Source organism: Niallia sp. Man26, assembly GCF_022049065.2.
GTDB lineage: Bacteria > Bacillota > Bacilli > Bacillales > Cytobacillaceae > Niallia.
On the sequence record NZ_CP095745.1, the window covers coordinates 1 to 21397 of the forward strand.

The window sequence follows — 21397 nt, forward strand, 5'->3', positions numbered from 1 at the left end:
GTATTTCTTCCTTGCCCAGGGATGTTTACATATATTTATCAGATCCTCATTTTAATAATAAAATTGAATATTGTGCCTTATAATACAAAAAAGTCTAGTTCCTCTAAGAACTAGACTTTTTTGTATTATAGAATATTAGCTGCTCCCCATAAGAATGTAACAATATCAGCGACTCTTCCTGCAGGGATAAATCCAACTAGAAATTCACCTAGGTCTAAAATCACACCGCCTAAATCCGCCCAAGAGAAATCTCCTCCAAATGAGTTGTATATAGCTCTAAATTTCCATAGCAAGCTATTATAGAGTGATGTAACGTCCCCAACAACATTAAATTTTCTGAATGCTAACTGAGCAATTGACCATGCTGCATCTGCTAAACTTGATGATCCTGTAAAAGCGTTATATAACATTTTATTTCCTCCTTGAATAGTTGATAGGTTTATATTAAATGATATTTTTACAAAAATAACCAAAACTATTTAAAACAAGGAGTTTATTTGTTGTTTAATAGGTATATTTTATTTAAATAGATTATCCTTCAATTTCATTTATTAAACTCTTTAACAGGGATGCTGGTAAATCATAACTTAGACGCCCATTAATAGTATTATGTAATTCAATGGTTAACTCATTAGGATCTTTTTTATTTTTTCTAATTCTTAGGACCATCCTCGGATCAATATAAACTTCTACAGCATCTTTCTTATGTTTAATAGTATGTTGTCCAAATTTCTTATCCATTTAAAAATCCTCCTAATAAAAATAAATAAGCCTAGTTCTTAATTTAGAACTAGGCTTGTTTGTACTAATAAATTATAAAATATTAGCCGCTCCCCATAAGAACGTAACAATATCAGCAACTCTTCCAGCAGGGATAAATCCAACTAGGAATTCACCTAAGTCGAGAATTACACCGCCCAAATCAGCCCAAGAGAAGTCTCCACCAAATGAGTTGTATATAGCTCTAAATTTCCATAGTAAGCTGTTGTAAAGTGAAGTAACATCCCCAACAATATTAAATTTTCTGAATGCTAATTGAGCAATAGACCATGCTGCATCTGCTAAACTCGAAGATCCTGTAAAAGCGTTATATAACATATAATTGCCTCCTTAAAATATTGATAGGTTAATAGTAGCTGAATAAATACCTTTAATAACCAAATATGTTTAAAACAAGGAGTTTATATGTTATTAACTGATAATATATTATTTAAGTTTCTTTGTAAATTAATAGATACAAGAATCAAAGCATTTTCATAAAAAAAGAACACAAGTCCAATCCTAATATAAGTTATGACACTGATGATATACTATTACAATAAAAAAAGAATTGAATTAAATACACCACATGTTAACAACAGAGCAAGTAAGAAGAATATTGCCACTTTAGTGGATGAAAAAAAGACCGCTGCTGCGATCTCTTCTTTCACGTCTTGGCCAAGTTACCTTTATTACATTCAATTTTCATATTTATTATCTATTGTTGGGAAATCGTAATCCTCTGGATGATTAAAAATATCCTCATATGTTAAAGACCCAACAACTTCAAATTTTTCATTATCTTGGTTATAATCAAAAATCACTAATTGCTCCCAACCACTACCATTACCAGTATCTATAACGCCTATTCTATTTGGTGCAATTTGAACAACTCTCCCACCTTGATTATCAATATCAACATTAGATGGTGGAATTGAAATTTGCTCATTATTATTCAATTTGAAAGCAATCACTATCAAACATACTAATATTCCGCTTAAAATAACTTTAAGAAAGATACCATTTTGCAATCCTAAACCTCCCTTTTTTAAATGAATTTTACCCGGGCATTAATCCTCATAACTTAAGTATTTCACTTTTCTTTTATTAAAGGAATGAATCATAACTGTAAGAGGATACGTTTAACCCCAGCCGACTTTGCAAGTATTACTATAATCTTTCCCTCTGTATTCTTAGCCTCCTATAATTTTCACGAACCCAATAGGCGCCTCTTATAGTAAACTATCTGAAAAACGCATTTGCATAGTTGGTAATCCAAACTTAATAAATATAATGAAGCTCAATCCTAAAGCAATAAATAAGAAAATGTTACCTATCCATCTCTTTAGTGTTACTCCGGAAAGCTTTAGTATGATTAGTACAATTAATACGATAAAAAGTGGTAAGAAAGAAAATAAAAGTGCGGCTAAAATAGATATTACCATTGAATTCATCATAGATGTTGTATCATTTACTACATTTTCAGGTACAGACAAACGAATCACCCCCTACTATTTCACCATTCATTTTACTATAAAATAGGTAAATATTCCTTCCTTATCCAATAATTAAAAGTATTCCTATAAAAAAACCAAAGAAAAACGTAATCTTTAGTCAAGATTGTTTTCCCTTGGAGTTTTCTCATCACTTTTAAATTATGTATCTATAATACATTACGTGCTATTTTATAAGTTTGTCTAACTCTTTTACCGTTTGCTCTTTTTGCTCAAATAGGCTTTGAAGTTGAATATTTTTTGCTTTTTCCATAGTGGATATGACACTGTTTAATCTATTCTTCTCTGTTTTTTCTTTTAACTCTAAATTGCTAATTTTGTTTTTAAGCACTGTTTTTGAAATCGATCCCCTTTTATACTGGGAATTCCATTTGTCCTTTTCTAAACTAGTTGTTAAACCTAGAATTTTTATTTCTATTTCCTTCCCTTTTATATCATTATCAAAATTTAACTGAATGGCTTGTTTTTTAAATTTAACAGCTTTATTGATTAAATTAATATTATTCATAATCTCATCTGTTCCAGCATTCATTTCTATTCTTTTAGATTCTTCTTTTTGCATGGAAGAGATATTATATTCCATCGATTTCCCTATAGATGCTACTTGTTTCGATTGAGAATCATTTAATTGTGCGATCTTCTTTTCAAAATTCTTCTCTATGTTAGTTTGTTCCGTATCTATATTACTCAATTTTTTATTATACGTTTGCTTTGCCTTTGTAGCATTCTTCTTTTTTTCCTCTTTATACACTTGTAACGCTTCATATCTTTGTTCTGTTATTTTAAATAGATGACTTTTCTTTGTGACTTCCTCTACTAGAATAAGGCTCTCTATTTCTGTCTTTACTGTTTGTTTTTCCTCTTGATAGTAATCCAACATGGAATTACTCAAGTATCTTAAAATCTCCTTTTCCTGCTTGGGTATACTTCCACTTGTATCTGCATTAGAAGCTGCTTCTATACGTGTGTTTTCCAAAGTAATTGGATTAACCAATCCTCCAATAGTCAGTATTCCTGTAATTGTTAATCCCATCATAAATTTCTTTTTTCTATCCATCTATTCATCACTCCTAAACTTTAATAGAGTAATTATATAGGGTTAAAAATAGTGTAATTGTTACTTATGACAGTATACTCCAAAAAAGTTCTTAGACATTTTTCGACACATAAAAACATTTGGTTGGTATTAACTTTCAAAAAACTTGTTGTAAATGAAGCTAGAACAGCGTATTATTTTCGTTAAGTTAATGTGATAAACCTATAGAGAGAAGGATATTTATGCTTAAATTAGGGCTAAGAATATTAGATCGGTTAGGTACAAAAGAAAACATTACCTTTGGTTTTGGTTCCGTTTATATTGCTTTAGGCTGCATTTATAAATTAGAAGAACAAATTCTATATGTACGTAAATTCGCTGAAATAGATCCGGATTATGTTATAACTTTAAGAAAGTATGTGGAGAGAGAATCTAGGAGAACAGGATATGGAGATTGCTAAGGGCTGGTTTAAAGCCATCAAAATTGTGGCTTCTGAGAGTGAGGACAATTAAAAGTCAAACCTTTAAAGACACAGGTTTTAATGGCTTATGGTTGGGACACTCTTGGAATTACCAGTAAACAAGAGTGCCCCAACCACTTGCATATGTGGAGATAGCAAGCAAATGGATTTAAACTTGCTACTCTTATAAGATCCCCAAACCTATAATATTTATGTATAGTTATATTGCATCTGAAGACATAACGTAAAAAGGCTTCAAATAACAAAAAGAAGAGGAAGAATATTCTTCCCCTTCCTTTTATTGAAGTTTCGCTAATAACTTTTGGGTAGAAGTGACGAGCTTCTACCCTCTTATTATACCATGAATGGGAACGGATTTATGAATCGTTAACTATTAGTAACTCGCTGAACTCGATGATTAAATTTTTCTTTCCAATAGCCTGAGGTCATATCCTCTATCGCTACCCCATTAGAACTTTGAGCACCAATGAATTTACCATCACCTATATAAATGCCAACATGGCCATCTTTTTATACGTATCAAAAAGTCTAGATCACCTGACTTCATATTCTTTTCTTCAATAGCTGTACCCATAGCTCGTAAAGTTAGATCTTAATTCTAGCTTTTTGGGGTGCAGCACTCACTGATGTTGTTAATAGATCATAATTAGTATTTAACTTATATATTCAGTAATTATTACTTTTTCTATTTATTGTCTGTAATAAGAAACTTACACTTTCATAAAATGTTTTCTATTTTCTATCTCGTTTATACACAACAAACCCTAAAGAAACGTTTAGTAAAAATCGTCTTTCCCTTAGGTTTTCATATTAACTTTTCAATTATTGAACTAATATAAAAATATTCCTATTAAACTATTTATATAATTTCGAAATAGATAATATTTTTAGTCATTATTTTCTTTCAGTGACATTTAGAAGTTATTAACTACTAAAGAAGCAGCACCAATAACCCCAGCATCATTACCCAATTCCGCTAATTTAATTTTAGTACTTTCTTTTATTTGTGGAAATGCGTATTTTTTGAAGTACCTAGTAACTCCATGAATTAGCATTTCTCCAGCCGCAGATACACCACCACCAATGACTATTGTATCAGGGTGTAACACATTGGCGATATTACTGCATGCTAGACCTAAATAGAAATAAAACTTTTCCACTACTATTTCAGCTAATGGATCCTCAAATCTTGCTTGATCAAAGATTACTTTCGCAGTAACTTCTTGGCCATCATCAATCATTACTTTTAAAATGGAATCCCCTGCATATTTTTCTGAAATATCCCTGGCTAGTTGAACTACACCTTTCGCACTTGCAACAGTCTCTAAACAACCAACGTTACCGCACGTACATTCGTAACCTGTGGGATCCACGTTAATATGACCTATTTCCCCAGCTGCTCCAAGACCATGAATTAAATTCCCCTCAGCAACTATTCCTCCTCCAACACCTGTGCCCAGGGTCACAAATACAACGTTATTACTTCCTTCCCCAGCACCTTTCCACTGTTCACCTAAGGCTGCAACATTGGCGTCATTATCCATAAAAAAAGGAACTCTTGTACCTTCTTCTATTTGCTCCTTTACATGCTGTAATTCATGCCAATTTAAATTATATGCCCCAATTACAGTACCTTTAATAACATCTACATTACCAGGAGAACCCATTCCTATTCCTAAAAAGTCATCAGAAGACAGCCCGTACAATTCAAGACGGTGATTAATAGATTTAATTATGTTTGGAATAATATATTTTCCATCGTTTTGTATATCAGTTTCAATACTCCATTTTTGTTGAACTTCCCCTTCTTCTGTTAAAATAGCAAATTTCACTGTTGTACCACCTAAATCAATACCAATTAACTTTTTCATATTTTCCTCCGGATTTTTTAAACTAAAAGTATACTTTAAAGTTCCCTCTTATCTAATAAGCAAATTAACATGATAAATCCCCCTTAAAAGACTAAAATATAAAGGGGATTGATTTTATCATGTTTTATATTTTTACTGCGGATTTGCTTTCAAACAAAACTGGTGCTTGCAGTTTCGCTGCTCGATAAAAATGATCAACTATATTCATCATGTACACTCCATCTTCTGCAGGAGCATATAGAATATCATCATTTATTATACAATTCACAAAATGCTCAAACTCATTTTTTGATTTAATATTAGAGTTTAATTGAGGAATGATATCAATACACGTATCTAAGTGTTCTGAGAAAAATTTTAATTCTCCATTTCTATAAATTGCTCCACCTTTAGTTCCTAGAATCTCTACAAACGTTTCTTCACTCTCAATATTGGAGGCCCAACTAAAATCAAAATGTAAAGTAGCCCCACTTTTGAGTCCAATCCATCCAACTGCAGTATCTTCAACGTTAAAGATACCTGCTAAGTTACCTTTATATCCATTACGGTTTCTTGTAGTCGAATTGGCAAAATTTTGATAGGTAGAGCCAGCAATATAAGATGGTTCGGGTAATCCAAGTAAAAATAGGGTCAAGTCAAGAAAATGTACACCTAAATCAATCATCACACCACCACCAGAAAAGTCTTTGTTGGTGAACCAAGTGCCTCTTCCAGGTATACCACTTCTTCGTCTCCAACCAGTTTTTGCATGATAAATCTCTCCGAAGAAACCTTCATCTATATATTGTTTAATTTTAACCGCTTCATTTGTGAATCTGTTATTAAGCCCAACCATGACCTTTTTACCTGAATCATTTTTAGCATCTACAATTCGTTGAGCCTCTGCTGCATTAATTGCTAATGGTTTTTCACAATGGACATTTACTCCTTGTTGTAAAGCGTATACAGCAATATCAGCATGCAGATGATTTGGTGTACAAATACTTACAATGTCCAGTTTTTCGCATTTTAACATCTCACGAAAATCACTATATACATTCTGAACATTGTATGCACTAGCAACTTTGGATGCATTTTCAATATTAATGTCACATACGGAGACAAATTCAATATTACTTAGTGACGTATAGTTACTTACATGCTTTTTCACAGCATTATTACCGGCACCAATCAATCCGTACCTTAACTTTTGGTTAGTCACCGCTATTCCCCCAATTCCTATTATTTATTTAAAAACAGCAAGCTTTTCATGTAATCTATGGTGTAATTAATACCATCTTCCCCTAACTCACCAGTCCATACAGGAGAATGTGGTTCTATGCTTAATCCACCTTCATATCCTTTAAATCTTAATAGTGAGATAAATGTTTTCCAATCCGTTTGGTCAAGTCCAGCTGGAGGATCGTCTACTCTTTCCCCACCAATAATTAACGAACCTTTGAGATGCACATGGTTAAAACGTTGTCCCCAATCCATTGTCTCTTGTAAATAATCCCCACCAAAATAACGACTATGGGAAGGATCAAATTTTATCCCTAGCTCTTTTATGTGGCCATGTATTAATTTCCAAGCAACCGGATTATGAACGAAGTTCACTTTACGACAATTATACGAAGAAATGGTTACTCCTTTAGGTTTTGCATACTCAATTAATTTCGAAAAGAAATCAATTGCTGCGGAACAATTATCAAAGTAAGAAAGTTCTTCCACATAATTACAACCGCTTACAAAATTAGTGCATTCTAACTCACTTGCTACATCGATTAATTGAAAACACCTCTGTAGTTCTTCATCAATCACTTTTCCTTTACTATCTATACGTAACGACTTCCATCTCCCAATGGATTGTACATGGATGTCATATTTATCAATAAGTTGCGATAACTCATTTCGATCCTTATAAAATGCCTCCACATCATTACCTTCGTTTATACATAATTCTAAAAAATTTAGACCTTTATCTTTAGCATACTTAAAACTTTTTTCTTGAGGAGTAGCTATTATTCCTAATTGCATCATCTCTGACCTCTCTTTCTAGTTGCTTAAATTAATATCAAGGTTCTTTGTTTATACTTATATTTTAAAAAATTACTCTAATTAGTTCATCTTAATATTTATTGGATTTAATGATAAAATTTATAATAATTCGCATTAAATTTATTGATAAATAAAAAAAGGACAAAAATAAGTATATTAATTTTATCCTTTTAATTCATTGGTACATTTCGGATTTAATGATACGGTCCTGGTATCTGAATAACACCATCCCATAAATTTCCATTTCTGTTCCTTGTTATATCAATGAACAGAAACTCTCAACATATACAAACCATAAAATCCGAGTATTTCCACAACCAGTATTTCTTTTCTGCAACCCTGTATAAATGTCAAAAAGAGAGCGAAATATACCGCTCTCAGCTCTTATTTATATAACGAAATTTCGCAAATAGCGTGTACTTAGACTAATTGAACGTTTTACATCATCGTAATCCTTTTCAAATGCCTTATCTTCAACTTCAATACAAGTAAATCCATTATAGCCAATATCAGTTAAAGCAGAAACATATTTACCCCAATCAACATCACCTAAGCCTGGAAGTTTAGGGCTCATATAATTCAAAGGCGTAGCCATTACCCCGTATTTTTGTAACTTTTCTGGAAATAACTTAATGTCTTTATAATGAACATGAAAGATTTTTTCCTTAAAGTCATAAAGCGGTTTAATATAGTCCATTTGCTGCCAAATAAAATGAGAGGGATCGTAATTAAGACCTATATAATCACTATCTAGGATGTCAAAAACTTGACGCCAAATTTCAGGAGTAGTCATAATATTTTGTCCTCCTGGCCACTCATCCTCCGTAAATAACATAGGACAATTTTCAATTCCAATACGAACCTTCTGTTTTTCTGCATATTGAATAATTGGCTTCCATACGGTTTCAACTTCTTTCAAGTTATCAGAAATCGACTTATGTTGCATGCGTCCAATAAATGTTGTAATCATATTTACATTAAGTAATTTAGAAGCATCGATAAGACTGTAGATATGGTCAATCGCTACTTGACGTTTTTCAAGATCTTCATCTAAGGGATTTGGGTAATATGCTAAAGAGGAAATCTCAACGTTTTTATTTTTACAATACGCAAGTATTTCGTTTGCTTTTTCCTCTGTCAAATTAACTGTATCTATATGAGAAACACCAGCATATCGTCTTACTGCTTTGCCTTGTGGCCAACAGGCTACTTCTACACAATCTAGCCCATTTTCTGCTATAATATCTATCATTTCCTCAAAATTACTCTGATCTAATATTGCACTAACAATTCCAAGTTTCATAATAATCCTTCCTTCTATAGTAAATTTATAAAGTAACAATATAATTCTAAGATTATACTAATGGCTTTCCATAACTTAATAATATATCCATCGACCAAAACATTCTTCGTAAGTTATGTTCAATATGTACTAGTTATTTGATATAAATGAAGCAGTTACTTTTATTAATTAAAAATAAGACAAAATATAATATATAAATATTGCTGTCTAATACACAACCTTTTTAAAATCAAAATAAAAAACCCTGCCGTATAGCAGAGTTCTTTTATTAGGTTCTATATTACCTTTAGATTTTTTAATGCTTGATATATCCCATCTTCATCGTTTGATTCAGTAACTATATCAGCTGCTGCTTTTACTAGTTCACTAGCATTCCCCATCGCTATACCGATGCCAGAAAACTTCAACATCTCTAAATCATTATTTCCATCTCCAAAAGTAATTATATCCTCTCTTGATATATTCAGCGTTCTTGCAAGCTGAACTATAGTAGCAGCTTTAGAACCCATTTTAGGAATAACATCTACACAATAATCATGCCATCGAACAAATCTAAACTCAGGAAAATCAACTTCAAATGTATTATCATATTCTTCACCATAGAAAGCCAAACCTTGATAAATTACATTCTCATCAGCATATTTGGAATTGTATTCTGGTAGCGAGCCACCAAGAGAAAGCATAGCTTCAGACATCTTTTCCACATTAATAGAAGAAGTTCTACTTATTCCATCTAAGCTTGTTAACGCTATATCTATTTTCTTCTCATTTAAACAACTAATTAGTTTCTGTAATGATTTTGTTTCAAGTGTATTCTCATAGACTTGCTGATGATTTAAAAAAGCTGCTGAACCATTACAGACTATATAATTTTCCAGCTCTAGCTCATTCAGAATATCTTGAATAAGAAAACGACTTCTACCAGTTGCAACCATTACTATATGACCATTATCTCTTAAACTATTGAGAGAAGTAATAGTACTATCCAGTATTTTTTTTTGACTATTCAATAGTGTTCCATCAATATCAAAGGCAAATAATTTTCTACTCACTTTTATATTCTCCTTGAAAAATATCGAAAAACCACTCAGATTACTGCATTATAGTGAACTATTCTAATAGTACATAGAGTTTCGATATAATTATATATTTATATTTTATTATAGAAATAAATTTCATTTAGAATGAATTGTAAAATTTACTTATCATACACGGAATCATCAAAGCTAAGCAGCAAAGCGGCTAAAAATGTTACAACTATTGTAATTCCTATACTACATAAGGCTAAAATAAAGTTAGTATTTGTACCATCTGGGTTCATGAAAATTGGCAAAGTAAAAAAAGAAGGCGGTGCAAAAGCAAATACTTTTACATTTGCAAACGCACAAAAGATACCGTTCGCAATACACCCAATGAATGTTGCATATAAAGGCCTCTTCATTCTTATAGTTATCCCGTATAGTGTCGGTTCCGTAATACCACTAAAGAAAGCAGTGAATGCACTATTAGCCGCTAATTGTCGAAGGCCTTTTTTCTTCGTCTTTATAAATACAGCTAAAGCTACTGCGAATTGTGAAAAGTTCATACCTAAGAATGCTACTAATAATAAATTATCGTATCCTAGATTTTCCATATTAGACAATATCAATATAGGGGTTAAAGCTACATGCATTCCTGTCATTACAAGCAATGGAGCTAAGGCACATACTATAAATATTGCTAACCAACTAGCATTGCTATATATTACCGATAAAACACTTCCTAATCCTTTTCCAAAAAGAAATCCTGCAGGTCCTGTAATACATAAAGCAATGGGCAACATAATGATAATAATAATAAATGGTTTGAATATATATTTAATAGCATCAGGTACGTATTTATCTGCAAATTTTTCTACATAAGATAAGACCCAAATGCTAAGAATAATCGGAATTAGACTTGAAGAATAGTCAACTAACGTTACAGGTATTTTAAAAATATCAACACTTTCTCCACTTTCAACCAACCCTAAAATATTGGGATGAAGCATTAATCCTCCAATGAATAATGAATAAATCGTATTACACTTAAACCTAATCGATGACGTATAAGCTAACATTATAGGTAGGAAATAGAAAACTACATTTGCTGCTGTACTCAGAATAGTGTATGTTCCACTGTTTTGGTCCATTCCAATTCTTGAAAGAACAACTAATATCGCTAAGATAAATCCACTTGCCATAATTAATGGTACAGTAGGACTCAGTATATCGGATAATACATTTAAAACTCTATTAATCTTAGATCCCTTAACATTATCTTTTATATTATCATCAGCACCTATTTTATAAGAAGTAAGTATATTTTGATAAACTTGATTTACTGTGTTACCAATAACAATTTGTAATCCGCCCATGGAATCCACCACACCTAGAACTCCATTGATATTCCTTAGTTGCTCTCTATCCGCTAATTCATCATTATGAAGAGTTACTCTTAATCTTGTTGCACAATGTCCCATCGATCGGATATTCCCTTCATCTCCTAACGCTGAGATAATAGAATGTTCCAACTTATTAAGTTTAGAATTATCCTCATTTAAATTTTCCGACTGGATTTTTTCTTCTATTTTATCCAGGCTAATTAAAACATTTTCTTTAGAAGCAAAATTATAACTAGTGTATTCAATCCCTTTATAAGAAGGACTATTAAGTATAACTATAGGTATTACTGAGTCAAAGTTATTTTGTTTAATTTCATCTAAATCAAACTTCATTATGAGATCCCCTGATCGGACAGAATCATTATCACTTACCAGAGGTTCAAAAAAAGCACCATTCAGTTTTACAGTGTCAATTCCAACATGAATTAGTAATTCACATCCATTTTTACTTTTTAATGTTATAGCATGTTTAGAAGGAAATACACTGACTACTGTTCCATCAAAGGGAGCATAAATTTCCCCAATATCTGGTTTAATCGCTATGCCTTTTCCCATCATTTCATCAGCAAATATTGGATCATTCACTTTTTTAAGTGGAACAACTTCACCCTTAGATATTCCAAAGATATGTTCGACTATTCTTTCTCCCATTGATTAAAACCCTTTCTTAATTTATTTATAAAAAAATAAATTACTTGCATATTTTAAAATTAATACAATTCATAAAATAAAAAGTAGCAACTAAGCGGCGAAGGCCGCCTAACTGCCACCTTATATCTAAAGAGTACTTACCATTACGCTGTAAGTTTAGTTTTGTTCTATAGGTTTTGCATTCTCTTCCGGTAACGGTACATTTTCCTTTTTAATATTTTTCGTTTTGAGATTAATGATGAAAATTGAAATCGCTGCCAAAATTCCTGGGATTGCAAATGAAAGGAACCAGACAGTTATTGATACATTAGCTGTTAAAAGCATACCACCAATGATTGGACCAAGCATACCACCAATTCTTCCAGTGGAGTTGGCAAATCCTAAACCTGTAGTTCTAATTTCTGTAGGATAATATTGCGAAACAAAAGTGTTCATTAATGAGTGAGCTGAAAAAGCAAAAATTCCAATTAAAGCAACAAATAAGTATAAAATAATTAAGTTAGCTTTAATACCCATTCCAAACAAACTAATTGCTCCCATAACATAGATTACTGGCATTAAAATTTTGAAACCAATTTTATCAGCCGTTATTGCCCAGAGGATTGTTCCGATCAAAGTACCTAAGTTCAAAATTATAGAGAATGTTAAACTTGAGCCAAGTGCATAGCCATTTTGATTCATAACTTGTGGTAACCAAACATTCACACCATTTATCGTTAATAAACCACAGATATAAATTAAGGTTATTAAGACTGTTCCTAGAGCAAATCTTTTTGTAAAAAGCTCCAAATATGATACCTTTTGAACTTTTTCCTCTTGAACTTTACTCGTTACAATTAATTGTGCTGTATTTTCTAAGTTCTCTTTATAGTTTTTATCAATTTTGTAAAGCAAACTCTTTAATTTTTCTTCTTGGTTGTTTTGTACTAAAAATTGCGGTGATTCAGGAATTATTTTTATAAAAATCGGGATTAAAAGTAATGGTAAAAAAGATAACCATAACACAGGTTCCCAACCAAATCTTGGCATGACATTCATTGCTACAAAAGATGCGAGAATACCTCCGACCTGATTTCCACAGATAGCAAATGCAACCATTTTCGCCTTACTTTTTTTAGGGGCATATTCTGTTATTAGAGAAATCACAATTGGCGTTGCTCCACCACTTCCTACACCAGCCATAAAACGGCAAATACCAAACATTAACCCACTATCAGTAAAAGTTGCGAGGACAATGAAAAAGTTAAAAATAACTATAGAAATAATCAATAATTTTTTCAATCCAAATTTATCAGCCAAAAAACTTAATAATATAGCTCCCAACATCATACCAAACATTGCTGAGCTTCCGATAAATCCAACCTGTGTTGAACTAATATTCCATTCCTTTATAACAACTGGAACAATTGCACCAAAAACTGAAAGTTCGTAACCTGAAAAAGTGATGATAAAAAAACAAATGAATAACAACAGTTTGTGAAAATTGGTTAACTTACTATTATTGAGAAAAGAACTAAGCACTATTTTATTCATCAAAGAACTCCTTTTCCAAATATATTTAACAAAATTTACTTATCCAGGCCTATTAATCTTTAATATAATCCTTCCTTGATAATGGTTTATCCTCCTTTAATTTATTTACTTCCTATATTTTATGGTTTTTTGTAAGCGTTACCTATGGATTTCTTACTCTCAAAAACGGTAAAATAATTCCTCTTCCCTACTTTTAAAAGAATTTATTAATTGAAATGACTAAATTTGTATATTAAATTTGGTTGTCTTACTCCTTTTTCCATTATTTACTTGCGATTTTATTACCTTTAACACTAAAATTAGTCAATTTGTAGTCTGGCATAAAACAGAAGGTAAATCTGTTAACACAACATAAAAAATTAATTAGTCGTATGTGAAAAAATTGAGATTGAAAAAAAATAACCTTAGCCCTGAAGATTGCAGGATTGCTAAGGTTTCTTTTAAATAGAATATTTTCTTCATCGGCTTACATTATCAATTACTTGGATAATGTAAATTTTATTACTTAGGGTTAATATTAAGATAGCGAAACTCGTTTGGTTTAAGTTGAACATTAATTTCTAGAACTTTACTTTCTACAGTAATAGAAGTACTAGAGATTCTCGGAGTACTTATACGCTTAAGATAATCTTGCTCACTCAAACTTAATTCTCCTTCTGAATTCAGCCTAGTCAACTCATCCTGTACACTCCCATATTCATTGTTTACTAAACTTGTTTTAATAATATACACACCATTCTCCACGTTGTTTATTCTAATCTTAATGTTTAGTGGCTCATTATCCTCAAATAAATGCGCTAAACTTCTAACATCGATATTACTTTCATCCATTAAGTAATAATTGAAATTAAGTTTCTTAAAATTATGACATAATATTTTGAAAGATCCTCTGCTGTTTCCCGTAATTACATAATTAGGTTCACTTTTATATATTTTTTTATCAAGTTGTTTGAGGAATGATAAAGCATAAAAACTTGGCTTAGGCACACCAGTTTTTGTTAATAAACCACATCCACCAAAAAGAAAACTTTGTGAATCATGTAAATCAGCATAAATGTCAGTCCCTAACCAATGTCCAAAGATATCAGCAGATCCTATAGTTGAAATTGCATTCTGAATAAGAAACGCACCTTTTGCACAGTGATCATTTATTGGATTCCTATTAGATAATGTTAAATTGTACTCTGAAACATGAATAGGTACTTTAGGAAAAGAACTTAATTGCATAGCATCTCTTAAAGTGTCCAGGTTATTTTGAATAAAGAACATATCAGTAGATTTTTTTTCATAATAGACATTTGACTCCCATTCCAATTGGTAAGGATAACATGTAAGTGACAGGAAGTCTGGATATTCTTTATATTTCTTCCACATTTCCAGTAGTTCAGTAAAATCTTTTTTACCATAATGCTGAATAGGGAATCCTCCACCCCCAAGTTTAACTTCAGGTAGAATTTTTCTAAAGGTACTAGCAATATTATCAAACCTATGAAAGTACTCTCTATGTACACTTTCCGTTTGAGGAGAATAATTATACTTCAAATCCGAAAAATCAATATCCTCATTTTTCCAATATTCGAAATACCACTGTTGAACTTCTTCAGTACCGTACCGCTTTATAAAATGCTTTAATAGTGCAGCAAAAAATGCATGCATCTCATTATCGGAGTTAAATTTGTGATTTCGTGGTACTTCAATTAAAGCTATTTGTGTATTCTTTAGGAGTCTAATTGGTTTAAATCCTAACTCAATATAAGGCTTTAATTGATTATCGACTAAAAAGTCCGTAATACTATCAAGTCGACTAAAATTTAATTTATCACTGGGAGCATGAATATCCAAAAATAACTCAGGGGCATAGATATCCCAAAACCTTACATACTCTGCACCTAGATGCGATTTCAAATATTTTATTTGTTTTTGAAAATCTGATTTGGTTAAATCTAATGCTGTTCCAGCATTAATTAATCTAGTGTAGTTGTTCTTCCACTCTCCCCCATTTATTTCATCTAAATCTAGTAAAATATTAGTATCTTTACTCTCACCTTCCTCAAGAAGTTGAATTGGATTCTCACTTAAATATTCTTCAAGTCGTTTCTTAACAGTGCTATTTTCGTCATTTATTTTATTATTTTCTTTTTGTTTTGTAGTGTTCTTACTTTTTTTGAATTGTGAAGGCGTCATATTGTATGCTTCTTTGAAAGCTTTATTATAAGCTGCAACACTTGCAAAACCATTATTTATTGCTATTTTCATAATTGGCAAATCAGTATAAAGTAAATCAACCATAGCATGGGATAAACGAATAGAAGTAATTAATTCAGTAAAATTAATATTAAACTTGTTTTTTATATATTTTGATAAATAAGCTGTAGATAAATAAAACTGATCAGCCAAATCTTGCAATGAAATACTATTTTGATAATTCGCCCTTACAAATTGGAGAATCTCCTGCATTCTATCATCAGAATTTTCATTTTCCTTTTCGTATCTTTTATCATCAGAAGTTAATAAAAAGTTTTTTGTAATAACATGGAGAAGTTGATAATGTAAACTTATTTTATATATGCTGTTTTTCTTTGGATCTATAACATGTTGATTTAAAATTTGATCTATTATACGTCTAAGTTGATCGTAAGATTCATTCTTTTCAAGAGTAGAATTACACCAAAATATCATCATATCTTTTGACAATAGTTCTCTCACTTTACTATAGGAAATAACAAATCTAGCTACAAACAAATCATCGCTTCCTGTATAATTATGTTTCCGGTTATAATTTACAATAATCAGGTCTCTTTGTGTTAGTGAATAGTTTTCTCCTTCAACATTAATGGACAATTCACCATTTAAAACATATAACAACTCAAAATTTTCATGGTAATGAAGCTTAGTCTCAGAGTTGGTTATGAATTCTAAGTACATCACAGAGTCCGAAGAGATGTAGTCTTTTTCCATCATTAAACACCCCATTTTTTCTATTACATATGTATATAAATAGTATATAGATATGTACAAATTTTTCCTATATAAATTAAGCCACCACTCGTTTAATAATAATTATATAAGCAATATGATATTTAGAAAAAGAAAAAAATTGATTGCAAATAAAGGTACATTTTTGTTATTGAAATCAAACAAAATTAATAAAATAAAAATAGCTAGCTGCAGTTAGTAATAAGGAATTTACTAACTACAGCTAGCACAGCAATCTTACTATTTTTTCAGTCCAAACACTCTTTGGAAATTACCGCCCATAATCATCTTCATTTCTTCGTGCTTATTCACTTCTTCTGCAGCCAGTTTTTGTTTCATGATTTCCATGCTAAATTCATAAAATGGATAGTCTGTACCCATAAATACTTTATCAGGGCATTGTTCAAGAACGTCAGTCACAGCCATAAAAGAAGTGATTGATGTATCTAAATATACGTTTGGTACACGTTTGGCAACATCAATAGCATACTCTCCAGCCATAACTTCACCCATATGTGCCATCTGAATAGTAACATTAGGAAATGTATTCCCTAATCTTTCAAACATAACCGGATGGACACGATAGTCTTCAGATGTACAGTGGATGACTGCATATAATTTGCGCTCATCTAGTATTTCAAATATAGGTCGTAATAATTCAATATTAGCCACACTAAAATTACTAAACCAAGGGTGCATTTTAACTCCATTAAACCCTAGTGTATCCAAGGCATACAACAATTGTTCCTTTGCATCTGGATCATTGGGGTTTATAAAAGCTATTGGAATAAATCGGTCAGCGTAAGGTTTAACTAACTCAGCTAATATTTTTTGTTTCTCTAAACCAGAACCTAACGTAAAGCAAACAACTTTATCAATTCCGTTCTCATCCATCTTTCTTAGTACTGTTTTAATATCGCTTCTTTCAAATCCTTCTTCGTCCGTTTTAATATGAACATGTGCATCAATAATCATTATTATCACCTTCACTTTAGTTATTTTTGATTGAGTTCTAAAAAATTAATTCGCTTAAATATTTTTCACAGTGTTTATTTTATTTAGGTCAGCCGACTTTCTTTTTATTGTAAAATTAATAATCACAAAAGAAATAGCCGCAACAAGGCCTGTTGCCCCGAAAGTCATGAACCAGATACTGATTGAAGCATTTGCTGACAATAAACTTCCCCCTACAATCGGTCCTAGTATACCACCAATTCTTCCCATACTATTCGGAAATCCAACAGCAGTAGATCTTATTTCATGTGGATAATGTTGTGACACAAATGCATTTACTAGACTGTGTGCCGCAAACAAGAAGAAACCAATAAGAACTACCAATAAATAAAGGATAACAATATTCGCTTTAATACCCAATAGCATCAGTGAAATCGCTCCAATGCTATATATAACCGGCAATAAGATAGCAAATCCCTTTTTGTCTGCTATAACTGACCAAGTAGCAGTTCCTGCTATCGTTCCTATATTAAGGAATACTCCAAATGCTAAACTAGAAGTTAATGGGTAACCACTACGGACCATAAGGTCAGGTAACCAGATAATAACACCATTTATAAATAATAATCCCATAATATAGATCAAACAAGATAAAATGGTAATTACATAGTAATCTTTATTGAATAATCTTAAATATGAAATTTTTTTGTTTTCCTCAATGTTCTTCTTGTTTTTCTCTAATATCTGGTCAACATTTATAACTTGATCATATTCTTTATTTATCCTTTGTAAAACAGCCTTTAACTGCTTTGTTCTATTGGTCTTTAATAAGAATTGAGCAGATTCAGGTACATATTTTATTACAAATACTAGGAATAAAATAGGAATTAACGCCATCCATAGTACTGGTCTCCAACCTAATTGAGGAATCACTATGATTGCGATTAAGGGTGCTATAATCGATCCAACCTGATTTCCACAAAGAGCAATTGCTACAGACTTACTTTTACTATTTTTGGGAGCATATTCTGTAAGTAGTGAAATAACGATAGGAATTACTCCACCAAATCCAACACCTGCTATAAATCTACAAATGGCAAATAGATTTATATTATCTACCATAGATTGTGCAAAAGTAAAAATACTGAATAATAAAACTGAACTAATTAGTAATTTCTTTGCACCAAATCTTTCACTAATGTAACTGAGAAAAAGTGCTCCGAACATTGTTCCAAACTCCGCTACACTACCTACAAATCCTAGCTTAGTTGGCTCTACATTCCACTCCTTTGTAATAAGCGGAAGTATCGATCCATAAATAGATGCACCATATCCTGTAAAAGCTATCAAAAATAGCCCTAAACCTATTAAATGTATATGGAACTTACTAAAACGACTATTGTCAATAAATTGATTTACGTTGTACTCTTGCATTTCCATCCAACCCTCCTTTTTTACTGGTATACCAATGGCAACTATTAATTAATGAAGAACAGGTATCTTTATGGATTTAGCATAAAAACTGAATATTATGATCATCAAGTGTCATTTTTCTGTTAGACTCTTTATTAAGAAAAATTATATTTTAACGCGTTGTTAAACGCTTACAATTCGTAGTTAAAAACTTACACTTTTAAATGTTGCTGCCGACGTCCAACATGCTTCCATAACAGATAAAACTTTGCGAACCTCTTCAGGTCTAACTAGCATTTCAGCCTCTCCATCCAATGCTTTAAAATAGTTATTAAAAAACTCAATATATTCGGTGTTCACTTTAGGGATTTCCTCTGTGACTATTAAACCTTTTTCAGGTATGCCAAATGACCGTGTTGGTCCATAAGAAGCTGCTGATTTATCTTGTTCCCCTGCGACATTTTCTAGCAATCGTGTAGTTCGTACTATTTTACCCTCAGGGTCAAACTTATTAGCATACATGCTTCCTTTATTCCCGCTCATATACCAATGTCTTTCAAACCAATTGGATTGATCAGATAAATAGTATGTTCCTAGTTCAATTACTGCAGTAATGTTATTTTCAAATCTCATTATGATGTTAAAGTAATCATCAACCTCTTTATTAATTACATTTCTTACGTCTGCAAAAACAGACTTAAGTGGACTATTTATCATAAACAGAATCTGGTCTATTAAGTGAACTCCCCAATCATAGAGCATGCCACCACCTTCAGACTTAAGAACATGCCAATCATGCATATTTCCGTTGAATCCATATAACGAACTTTTAATAGTATATACCTCACCAAGAAGTCCATCGTCATAACACTTTTTTATACTACGAAAATCTTTATCAAACCTTCTTTGTTGATGAACAGTGAACTGTACTCCTGCTTTTTCAACTTCTTCCATCATTTCATCAAACTCTTTTACTGATAGAGCAACTGGTTTTTCACAGATAATATTCAGTCCCGCTTGAGCTGATTTAATTACAAGCTCTTTATGCTGATTATTATTTGCTGAGATAATCACTCCATTAATATCCGAATGCTCCAAGAGTTGATCAATATGATTATAGATCTCTATATCAGGGTATAGTTTCCTTGCTTCATCAAGCCTTTCTTCATGAGTATCACATACTGCTACACAATCACAGTTCTCAAAATTTTTTAATGTCGCTACATGTCTACGACCAATAAAACCATAACCAATTACAGCATATTTATACTTCATAGCTAAAACCCTTTCTATTAGTTAATACAGGGCGATAAAAAAACCGCCCTATATTTAATTTCTTAATCAAATTTCACTGTAATATTTTCTTTTGAAGCCTTATAAATGGCATCTAAAATTTGTGTAACTCTAAATGCCTCTTCTGGTTTTACAACTGGTTCCGTGTCATTCAAAATGGAATCGATCCATTGTTTTGCTTCCACTACACCAGGGGGCTCATTAACACCTTCAAAGTAATCAACCAAAGCTTCACCTGATAAAGTTTCTTCACTCATTTTTCCATGACGAACTTTATTGAACCATAATTCTGCCGCTTGATAACTACCACCATATTTAATTTCTGCACCTTCTAAAGTTCCGCATAAAGTAGTTGCTGCTTCACGTGCGTCCATATAGTTTAATGCCCAAGAGGATCTTAAATTTACTAAGGCCCCGTTTTTAAATTTAATGAATCCCATAGCAGAATCTTCTACTTCGAAGGTATCAGTATCCCATGCTCCATAAGTATTGCCTTGTGCAGCTTCTGGTAGATTACCTAATTTATAGAATACTTGACCACCAACACTATCCACATCATAATTATTCATGCACCACAAAGTAATATCTAAAGCATGAGTTCCAATATCAATTAGAGGACCTCCACCTTGTTGTGCCTTATCTGCAAAGACTCCCCAAGTTGGTACAGCTTTACGACGAATAGCATTTGCTTCTCCGTAGTAAATGTCTCCTAACTCGCCTGCCTCACATGCCTTTTTAAGAACTTGAACATCATGACGAAAACGATTTTGATAAGCTACCGTGAATTTTTTTCCTGATTTTTTCCACGCCTCCATCATTTTTAGAGCATCTTCAGTAGTAGCAGCCATCGGCTTTTCACAGAGTACATGTTTATCAGCTGCGAAAGCTTCAACAGTGATTTCACAATGAGATACATTAGGTGTACATACATGAATAATATCAATTTCTTTATTCTTAAGCAGTTCGCGGTAATCTGAATAAATCTTTACATTTGATAGATTATGTCGCTCTGCCGTTTCTCGCGCTTTGTCTTCAATTATGTCACATAATGCTACTACTTCTGCTTTATCAGCTACTTTTGCTAACGAAGGTAAATGCTTATTATTACAAATTCCACCAGTACCAATAATTCCAATTTTCAATTTCGCCATTT

At 31.9% G+C, this 21397-nt stretch carries 19 protein-coding genes and 1 pseudogene; 1 reads left to right on the top strand and 19 read right to left on the bottom strand.

Going from position 1 to position 21397, the window contains the following annotated elements:
- Positions 1-125: 125 nt before the first annotated feature.
- The 6 genes from L8T27_RS26215 to L8T27_RS26240 all read right to left on the bottom strand — a co-directional run bounded on the left by L8T27_RS26215 (position 126) and on the right by L8T27_RS26240 (position 3330).
- Positions 126-410, bottom strand: coding sequence for a hypothetical protein (locus L8T27_RS26215; RefSeq protein ID WP_237944217.1), 285 nt, complete (start codon positions 408-410; stop codon positions 126-128).
- A gap of 121 nt (positions 411-531) precedes the next feature.
- A complete protein-coding gene (locus L8T27_RS26220; protein WP_237944218.1) occupies positions 532-741 on the bottom strand; it encodes a hypothetical protein in 210 nt (69 codons plus the stop codon).
- A gap of 72 nt (positions 742-813) precedes the next feature.
- Positions 814-1098: a hypothetical protein gene (locus L8T27_RS26225; RefSeq protein ID WP_237944219.1), complete on the bottom strand. Its 285-nt coding sequence runs from the start codon at positions 1096-1098 to the stop codon at positions 814-816.
- Positions 1099-1457: 359 nt separating this feature from the next.
- On the bottom strand, positions 1458-1790 hold the full coding sequence (locus L8T27_RS26230) for a hypothetical protein (protein ID WP_237944220.1): 333 nt from the start codon (positions 1788-1790) through the stop codon (positions 1458-1460).
- Between the two features lie 201 nt (positions 1791-1991).
- The gene (locus L8T27_RS26235) at positions 1992-2255 is read right to left on the bottom strand and encodes a hypothetical protein (RefSeq protein WP_237944221.1); all 264 of its coding nucleotides are present in this window, start codon (positions 2253-2255) and stop codon (positions 1992-1994) included.
- A 184-nt stretch (positions 2256-2439) separates the two neighbouring features.
- Positions 2440-3330: a hypothetical protein gene (locus L8T27_RS26240; protein ID WP_237944222.1), complete on the bottom strand. Its 891-nt coding sequence runs from the start codon at positions 3328-3330 to the stop codon at positions 2440-2442.
- Positions 3331-3551: 221 nt separating this feature from the next.
- Between L8T27_RS26240 and L8T27_RS26245 the strand changes: the two genes are divergently transcribed.
- Entirely contained in the window at positions 3552-3770 is a 219-nt protein-coding gene (locus L8T27_RS26245; RefSeq protein ID WP_237944223.1) for a hypothetical protein, read from the top strand.
- Between the two features lie 387 nt (positions 3771-4157).
- On the opposite strand, the pseudogene L8T27_RS26250 reads toward L8T27_RS26245, so the two are convergent.
- The 13 genes and pseudogenes from L8T27_RS26250 to L8T27_RS26310 form a co-directional block, all read right to left on the bottom strand.
- Positions 4158-4377, bottom strand: a pseudogene (locus L8T27_RS26250) (C40 family peptidase); the annotation flags it as partial.
- A gap of 328 nt (positions 4378-4705) precedes the next feature.
- Entirely contained in the window at positions 4706-5662 is a 957-nt protein-coding gene (locus L8T27_RS26255; protein WP_237944224.1) for an ROK family glucokinase, read from the bottom strand.
- Positions 5663-5786: 124 nt separating this feature from the next.
- Positions 5787-6863 carry a Gfo/Idh/MocA family protein gene (locus L8T27_RS26260; RefSeq protein WP_237944225.1) on the bottom strand — a complete coding sequence of 359 codons (1077 nt, stop codon included), beginning with the start codon at positions 6861-6863 and terminating at the stop codon, positions 5787-5789.
- A gap of 20 nt (positions 6864-6883) precedes the next feature.
- On the bottom strand, positions 6884-7681 hold the full coding sequence (locus tag L8T27_RS26265) for a sugar phosphate isomerase/epimerase family protein (protein WP_237944226.1): 798 nt from the start codon (positions 7679-7681) through the stop codon (positions 6884-6886).
- A 406-nt stretch (positions 7682-8087) separates the two neighbouring features.
- Entirely contained in the window at positions 8088-9002 is a 915-nt protein-coding gene (locus tag L8T27_RS26270) for a sugar phosphate isomerase/epimerase family protein (protein ID WP_237944227.1), read from the bottom strand.
- A 275-nt stretch (positions 9003-9277) separates the two neighbouring features.
- Complete coding sequence (locus L8T27_RS26275; protein WP_237944228.1) at positions 9278-10054, bottom strand: Cof-type HAD-IIB family hydrolase; 777 nt, start codon at positions 10052-10054, stop codon at positions 9278-9280.
- Between the two features lie 146 nt (positions 10055-10200).
- Positions 10201-12075: a PTS sugar transporter subunit IIABC gene (locus L8T27_RS26280; protein ID WP_237944229.1), complete on the bottom strand. Its 1875-nt coding sequence runs from the start codon at positions 12073-12075 to the stop codon at positions 10201-10203.
- A gap of 156 nt (positions 12076-12231) precedes the next feature.
- A complete protein-coding gene (locus L8T27_RS26285; protein ID WP_237944230.1) occupies positions 12232-13608 on the bottom strand; it encodes an MFS transporter in 1377 nt (458 codons plus the stop codon).
- 501 nt (positions 13609-14109) lie between these two features.
- Positions 14110-16569, bottom strand: coding sequence for a GH39 family glycosyl hydrolase (locus L8T27_RS26290; protein ID WP_237944231.1), 2460 nt, complete (start codon positions 16567-16569; stop codon positions 14110-14112).
- Between the two features lie 255 nt (positions 16570-16824).
- The gene (locus L8T27_RS26295) at positions 16825-17559 is read right to left on the bottom strand and encodes an amidohydrolase family protein (RefSeq protein WP_237944232.1); all 735 of its coding nucleotides are present in this window, start codon (positions 17557-17559) and stop codon (positions 16825-16827) included.
- 54 nt (positions 17560-17613) lie between these two features.
- Positions 17614-18978: an MFS transporter gene (locus tag L8T27_RS26300; RefSeq protein WP_237944233.1), complete on the bottom strand. Its 1365-nt coding sequence runs from the start codon at positions 18976-18978 to the stop codon at positions 17614-17616.
- Between the two features lie 177 nt (positions 18979-19155).
- Positions 19156-20226, bottom strand: coding sequence for a Gfo/Idh/MocA family protein (locus tag L8T27_RS26305; RefSeq protein WP_237944234.1), 1071 nt, complete (start codon positions 20224-20226; stop codon positions 19156-19158).
- A gap of 62 nt (positions 20227-20288) precedes the next feature.
- The gene (locus tag L8T27_RS26310; protein ID WP_237944235.1) at positions 20289-21395 is read right to left on the bottom strand and encodes a Gfo/Idh/MocA family protein; all 1107 of its coding nucleotides are present in this window, start codon (positions 21393-21395) and stop codon (positions 20289-20291) included.
- Between the last annotated feature and the right edge of the window lie 2 nt (positions 21396-21397).